Annotated in this window: 6 protein-coding genes and 1 tRNA gene; 2 read left to right on the top strand and 5 right to left on the bottom strand. The window is 34.9% G+C overall.

From position 1 onward, the window contains the following. Positions 1–44: 44 nt before the first annotated feature. The 3 genes from ACFS6I_RS20855 to ACFS6I_RS20865 are packed head-to-tail and all read right to left on the bottom strand — an operon-like array spanning position 45 to position 2,494. Positions 45–767: a DUF5683 domain-containing protein gene (locus ACFS6I_RS20855; RefSeq protein ID WP_380923491.1), complete on the bottom strand. Its 723-nt coding sequence runs from the start codon at positions 765–767 to the stop codon at positions 45–47. Between the two features lies 1 nt (position 768). Beyond that, complete coding sequence (locus ACFS6I_RS20860) at positions 769–1,695, bottom strand: ParB/RepB/Spo0J family partition protein (protein ID WP_380923493.1); 927 nt, start codon at positions 1,693–1,695, stop codon at positions 769–771. Position 1,696: 1 nt separating this feature from the next. After that, complete coding sequence (locus ACFS6I_RS20865; protein ID WP_132769363.1) at positions 1,697–2,494, bottom strand: ParA family protein; 798 nt, start codon at positions 2,492–2,494, stop codon at positions 1,697–1,699. Positions 2,495–2,722: 228 nt separating this feature from the next. On the opposite strand from ACFS6I_RS20865, the gene ACFS6I_RS20870 reads away from it, so the two are divergent. Both ACFS6I_RS20870 and ACFS6I_RS20875 read left to right on the top strand, forming a co-directional pair. After that, positions 2,723–3,244, top strand: a complete 522-nt coding sequence (locus ACFS6I_RS20870) for an NADPH-dependent FMN reductase (protein ID WP_380923495.1) — start codon at positions 2,723–2,725, stop codon at positions 3,242–3,244. A gap of 101 nt (positions 3,245–3,345) precedes the next feature. After that, positions 3,346–4,068: a 3-keto-disaccharide hydrolase gene (locus tag ACFS6I_RS20875; RefSeq protein WP_380923497.1), complete on the top strand. Its 723-nt coding sequence runs from the start codon at positions 3,346–3,348 to the stop codon at positions 4,066–4,068. A gap of 43 nt (positions 4,069–4,111) precedes the next feature. Here the strand turns inward: ACFS6I_RS20875 and ACFS6I_RS20880 are convergent, their stop codons facing one another. Both ACFS6I_RS20880 and ACFS6I_RS20885 read right to left on the bottom strand, forming a co-directional pair. Continuing rightward, positions 4,112–7,045, bottom strand: a complete 2,934-nt coding sequence (locus ACFS6I_RS20880) for a M16 family metallopeptidase (RefSeq protein WP_380923499.1) — start codon at positions 7,043–7,045, stop codon at positions 4,112–4,114. A 210-nt stretch (positions 7,046–7,255) separates the two neighbouring features. Further along, positions 7,256–7,340 (bottom strand) — tRNA-OTHER (locus ACFS6I_RS20885). Positions 7,341–7,386 lie beyond the last annotated feature (46 nt).

Below are 7,386 nucleotides of genomic sequence, written 5' to 3' on the forward strand. Positions count from 1 at the left end.
ATCTATGCGACAACGCACAAATACAGCTTTAAGTTATATAATTTTTATTTTATTTTCATGGATAATTTCAGTCCCATAGTTGGAACGGCATTAAATGCAAAACTATTTGATGGGCCCTGAAGTACAGTTGGCCTAATGGAAAATGCGACCTTTTCAGAACTTACACTCCATCGATTCTTGAGCATTGAGTCCACATAAGCTTCGACCACATTCAATCCGTATAGACCCACAGTTAAAAGCACCATAAGATCGCGATTACGGCGAGCATAGTCCTTTGCACTGATAAGACCTTGGTCTGAAGCATTAGCATATGCTGGATTTTTCTTCTGATTATATGTAAAACGATAATCAAGCTCATCAAGAAGTTCTTTATAATAACGGTTGTTAAAGTCAAAAACAAGAACCGTAGATGTAAATCCTCCATAAATTATGGGAACCTTGATCCACCACAATCCTTTATTAGTATATTGTCCCCATCCCGGAAGAACTAAAGATCGCTTCCATGCGGTAACGGTTTTGGCCTCAATAGCAAGACGTGTTGAATCTTTAAAGATTTTGGGTGTTTTTGCTTCTTCTTCAGCCTTCTCTCTTTTTTTTCGTTCCCTACGGCTCTCTTTTTTTGTTGTATCCTGCACTGCCGATACTTTTTTCGTTGAATCTGTTGCAGAAACCGTTTTTAAAGCAACTTTATCTTTTGTATCAACTTTCTGTGCCTGCGCAGCAAAAAAGATAAATATAGAACAGAATAAACTGATTATTTTATACATCTTACCAGTCTAATAATTCCAGAATACGGCTCAGATCATCTTCAGACTCAAAAGGAATTTCGATTGCACCTTTTCCTTTTGCACTTTTTAAATTTAACTTAACCTGAGATGAAAATTTAGATGCCAAATCATCTTCAATCTTTTGAAACTGAAATGATTTAGGTACATTCTTATCTTTTTGTGCTTTCTTTTTATTGCCATTTTGAATCTCCCGCACCAATTCTTCTGCCTTGCGAACAGACAATCCTAAGTCAACGATCAATTTAAAGATATACAATTGCTTATCTACCTCCCCTACATTAATTAGCGCACGTGCATGTCCCATCGTTAACTCTCCATCACGGATCGCTGCTTGAATAACAGGTGGCAATTTCAATAAACGTAAATAATTGGTTACGGTCGAACGGTTTTTACTTACACGTTCTCCCAATTCTTCTTGCTTCAGATTACACTCTTCGATCATCCGTTGAAAACTTAATGCTACTTCAATAGCATTTAGATTTTCTCGTTGAATATTTTCGATTAATGCCATTTCCAACATCTGTTGGTCATTCGCTGTCCGAATATATGCCGGAATTTCGGTAATACCAGCCAATTTTGATGCACGGTATCTGCGTTCTCCAGAAATCAACTGGTAGGCATTCTCACCAATTTTTCTAACAGTAATAGGTTGAATTAAACCTTGCAATGAGATCGATTCAGACAGTTCCTGTAGCGCTTGTGGATCAAAATCAGTACGAGGTTGAAATGGATTCATTTCTATCGTATCCACATTAACTGTACTAATATTGCCAGATTCTTTTGATTTTGTAGGAGATTCTACCCGAGATGTTTCTACCTCCGAATTTCTTTCAGGGATATCGGCACTATCATTTAATAAGGCACCTAATCCTCTTCCTAGACCTGTTTTTCGCTGTTGTGCTGCCATATTATATTGTAACTGTTGAATCTAATTCTTTTAGATGTCCGTTCTTATGTAAAATTTCTCTGGCCAAATTTAAATAGTTGATTGCACCTTTACAGGATGCATCGTGCATAATCACAGAAATACCAAAACTTGGCGCCTCACTTAATCGTGTATTTCGCTGGATAATCGTTTCAAATACCAAATCAGTAAAATGTGTCTTAACTTCCTCTACGACTTGATTAGACAAACGTAATCGTACATCGTACATGGTCAATAAAATACCTTCTATTTCCAAACTAGTATTTAAACGTGTCTGAACAATTTTAATTGTATTCAGCAACTTGCCTAACCCTTCTAATGCAAAATATTCACATTGAACGGGAATTACGACAGAGTTTGAAGCAGATAAAGCATTGATCGTAATCAAACCTAATGATGGAGAGCAGTCAATAATGATAAAGTCGTAATCATCCTTTACTTGATCTAAGATTTTTTTCATCTTATATTCGCGCTCGTGCATATTAATCATTTCGATCTCAGCACCTACCAGATCAATATGAGCTGGTAATAAGTCCAAGTTAGGAGTTTCAGTAGCTTGAATGGCATCACGTGGATCTAGATCATTTACCAGACACTCATATATGCTTTCTTTAATGGTTCTTGGATCAAATCCAATTCCAGAAGTAGAGTTTGCTTGTGGATCAGCGTCAACCAATAAGGTTTTATATTCTAAAACAGCTAAACTAGCTGCCAGATTGATTGATGTTGTCGTCTTACCAACACCACCCTTTTGATTTGCAATTGATATAATTTTACCCATTTCGAATGAAATTCTTTCTTTATAAAATGTCATTTTGTTCCCCTAAAGTCACAAAAAAGGATTATTCTGTTCATTCATAAATTCTTCCCCGCAAAAAAACACTTAAATCATGCATATTTCTTACTTTTGAAAGTATCTAAAGGAATAGATCCTCAAGATGCTAAGATACAAAAAATCAGGATATACATCCACTTTGTTCCTTGGGTTTTTATAAGTTACAACTAGACAATGATTTTAATAATTTCGGGAACGAATCGACCCAAAAGTAAGACGCTAAAAGTTGCACAATACTATCAAGATTACATACAAAAAAGCGGTGAAAGCTGTCAAATACTACCTTTAACGGAGCTTCCTGCAGACATTATAGTCTCAGATTTATATGGTCAACGAAGTGACCAGTTTAAAAAGATACAACAGCTGGTAACTGAAGCCGATAAATTTATTTTTATCACACCAGAGTATAATGGCAGTATACCAGGAGTACTCAAGGTCTTCATTGATGCCTGTACTTTCCCAATTAGCTTCTGCCATAAAAAAGCGGCTCTTGTTGGTATATCATCGGGACGCTATGGTAATTTAAGAGGGATAGATCATCTGACGGGAATATGCAATTACTTACGTATGCATGTTTTACCATTAAAAATTTTTTTACCTCATATTCAGAATGAAATAAGCGAAGAAAATACATTTGTACATATTGAAACAAGGAATGCCATTCATGAACAAATAGATGAACTTATTCATTTTTAAAAATATCACAAAACACAAGAGCCAATGCTTACACGCATTGGCTCTTGTGTTTTAATTCAATAAAAGCGCAAATATTTGTATTTTGCCCAAAACTAAATCATATGAAATTAAAAATTACATACCTTCTATTATCCATTGGCTTACTATGGTCTTGCAAACAAACTACAGAACATAATACGCTAAGTGCAATTGAAAAAGAAGAGGGTTGGCAACTTCTCTTTAACGGAAAAGATATTAACAATTGGCATATTTACAACCAAGGGAATCAACCTTCTAAATGGGTGGTAAAAGATGATGCTATACTTTGCGACCCCACTGTGAAAACTGGTGTATTTGGAGATTTAGTTTCGAATGAAACTTTTCAGGATTTTGACTTAAAATTTGATTGGAAAGTTGCCAAAGGTGGCAATAGTGGCGTTTTTATAGATGTTCAGGAGGATCCTAAATATGACGCTACATTTGTTACAGGACTTGAAATGCAACTTTTAGATAATGCCAATGCGGAACCGCGGCATCAAACAGATTCAACACATTGGGCAGGATCGCTATACGCAATAAAGAGCATAGGATCCAATTCAAAACCTAATCCCTACAACGAATGGAATCAATCTAGAATTGTACAGAACAAAGGAAAAGTAAGCTTTTGGTTAAATGGGAAATTAACATTCGAAAACGAAACCAACACTAAGGAATGGAAAGATCTTGTCGCTGGTACCAATATGAAGAACTATCCAGATTTCGGTAAATTCCAAAAAGGAAAAATTGCCTTACAAAACCATACTGATGAAGTTTCTTTTCGTAACATCAAAATTAAGGTATTATAAAAAAATAAGAGCAGGATTACCTGCTCTTATTTTTTAAATCAGATTAATATCCGAACAACTCTTGCAATGTTAATTTCTTAACTTCTCCAAGTTTTTGCAGATCTTCCATTTTTATATTTTCATCTTTTGCAACAATACAATAAACATAAGGTTTACGACTCATTTCTTTATTATGAAAAGCTTTTAGGTCTGTAAAACTTAATTTTGGTGCTTGTTCATAAATATCTTTACGGATATCTGAAGTAAGTCCCAACCGCTGTGCACTTAGATAATTTGATAAAATATTTGCGTTTGTAATACGGTCACTAGCCAATGATTTTACTAAACTAACTTTAGCGATATCCAAAGCTTTTGGAGCATCAGGTAAATCATTTAATAGTTCATTCATACCGACAACAGCTTCATTAAATTTATCGGCCTGTGTACCCACATATGCACCTACCGAGTAATGATTTTCCTTTTTAACAGGAGAAGCAAAATTAGCATAAGTAGAATAAGCTAAAGCTTTAGATTCTCGAATCGTTTGAAATACTATACTTCCCATACCTCCACCAAAATACATATTAAATAATGCGACAGTAGGACTATATTTTGAATTATACACTTCAGAATTTCTAAACCAGAATACTTCCGCCTGCTTCATATCAAAATTAGTAAACAACACTTGATTTTCAGGGGTAGGCAATTCTTCAAAAGTATTTGCTTTCTGAACTGTAGCAAAATTGGTATTTGAATTTAAAGGTTTAAGAGTAGCAACCAATTGACTGGTGGTCTTAGGCCCGTAATATAATATTTGATGTTTTGTATTTGCCAGCTCGTGTAAAATAGCAACTAAGTCCGATGCTTTGATCGCATCCAACTCTTGATCTGTCAAAACATTATTAAAAGGATTTTTAGCTCCATATTTTGCATATGACCTCAATCCTTCCATGATCAAGTTCTTATTTTCTTTAGCATTTGTTCTTGATTTTTTCAAACGACCGATATAAGCTTCCAATGCTTCTTGATCACCAACACTATTATTTAATAAATCTTGAATTAGCGCAACTGTTTGTTCAAAATTTTCATTTAATCCTGAAATATTAATACGTGTTTCTTCATTACCTGAAGACACTGAAAAATCTGAGGCCAACTTATAAAACGCCTTGCTGAAATCTTCACTGGTTTTTTCTTTAGTACCTAAAAATTCTAAATAATCTGCGGCAATACTTAATAACTTATTATTCCATTTCCCCATCTCGTAACGATAAGTTAAACTAAACAATGCGTTATCTTTATTTTGCACTGCGATCACATCAAGACCTTTTAAGGTAGTCTTTTGTACATCTTTAGTATAATCTAACCAGACAGGTGCAATTTTGCTTTCAGGCATTGCAGCAATAGTCTTTAGAAATAGTGATTGATCGTCACGATTTACAACCACAGGCGTAATAGGAGGTTTCTCCACTTTTACAATACTATCGTCAATGCCCTTACGTTTATAAACCACTACATAATTATTATCATTCAGATATTTTGCAGCAAAATCCATAATATCTTTCTTCGTGATTTTAGTTAAGTTATCTGAATAACTCAATTCTGTCGACCAATCAACTCCAGAAGTAAAGGCATCCATTAGCTCCTCAGCACGATTACTATAGCTTTCATTTCGTGAAATTTCTGATTTCTTTTCATTATTTACAATGGAAGTAATCAGGTCGTCAGAAAAATCACCTTTACGCAGCTTATCCAATTCTCCTAAAATCAAAGATTTCACATCATCTAAAGATTGACCTTGACTTGGATTAGCCTGCATGATCAACATCGAATAATCTTTTAATACATATGGAAAAGCCCCTGCTCCCAATAACTTTTGAGATTTCACTAAATCTAAATCAATTAATCCAGCTGAACCATTTGTGAGCATATTTCCGAGCAAATTCAACATTTGAGCATCTTTTGTAGATGCACCAGGGAAACGGAAACCTAAAAATAGAAATTCCGATTCTGGACCTTTAACCTCTCTTACAATTGGTTGTTTGATGTCTTTTTCAGCATCAAAAGTATATGCTGGAATTTCTTTCGGTTTCATATAACTGAACGCCTGATCGATTTTCTTTACTACTTCATTTGGATCAAAGTCACCAGACATAATTACCCCCATATTATTAGGCACATAATACGTATTAAAATATTCACGAATCGCTTTCAAAGACGGGTTCTTCAAATGTTCAACGGTACCGATAGTTGTCTGTTTTCCATAATTATTATTTGGAAACATCGCCTCAAACATGGCTTCTACAGATTTACGTCCATCATTATCCAACCCTCTATTCTTCTCTTCGTAAACAGCCTCTAATTCTGTATGAAACAATCTTAATATAGGATTACGAAAACGTTCTGCTTGTACAGCCAGGAACTTATCGATTACGTTATTGGGAATATCCTCAGTATAGACAGTCTGTTCAAAAGAAGTGAAGGCATTTGTTCCCTCAGCCCCCATCTCACTCATCAATTTATCGTATTCATTGGCAATAGCATATTTTGCTGCCTCGCCAGAAACCTGATCGATCTGCTTATAAATTTCTTTACGCTTGGCTTCATCCTTAGTGGAGTTATACTGTTCATATAAACCATCGATCTGATCCAGTAATGGTTTTTCCTTTGCCCAATCTTTTGATCCAAACTTATCAGTCCCTTTAAAAAGCATGTGCTCTAAATAATGCGCTAAGCCTGTGTGATCTGAAGGATCAGTTTTACTCCCTGCTTTCGTTGCAATATAGGCCTGAATACGAGGCACCTTTTTAGAAGGGCTCAAAATAACTGTAAGACCGTTTTTTAGTGTATAAAAACGCGAATTTGTAGGATCATTGGTTACGTAACGATACGTATACCCACCCTCGTTTGCTTCTTTCCAATCATACTTTTTCACCTGTGCAAAAATTGTTACGTGTGATAAGAACACAAAAGCTATTACCGAAATAGATTTTAAATTCATTTCTAATAAGTTTATATAATACAATCAAATATATAAATGTTTATATGAAAACTCATCGTGTTTGAACATCTTTAAAATGACAACACTACTATGAGGTAAATTAAAATTGCGAAAACAATCAGCTAGATCAATTTAGCTTCGATAAAATATATAGGAAATACATAAAAAAGCTGTAAATAAAAAAAACATCGATAGATCGATGCTTTGATGTGGAGAATACTGGGTTCGAACCAGTGACCACTCCCGATATATCGGGATGATCTGGACCAGCGTACTATACACGAATCAATTCTTCGATTTTTAAACGGCTTTTCCAAGATTTAATAAGCGTCTCCCTAATC

The organism is Sphingobacterium anhuiense, assembly GCF_042686355.1.
Taxonomy (GTDB): domain Bacteria; phylum Bacteroidota; class Bacteroidia; order Sphingobacteriales; family Sphingobacteriaceae; genus Sphingobacterium; species Sphingobacterium anhuiense.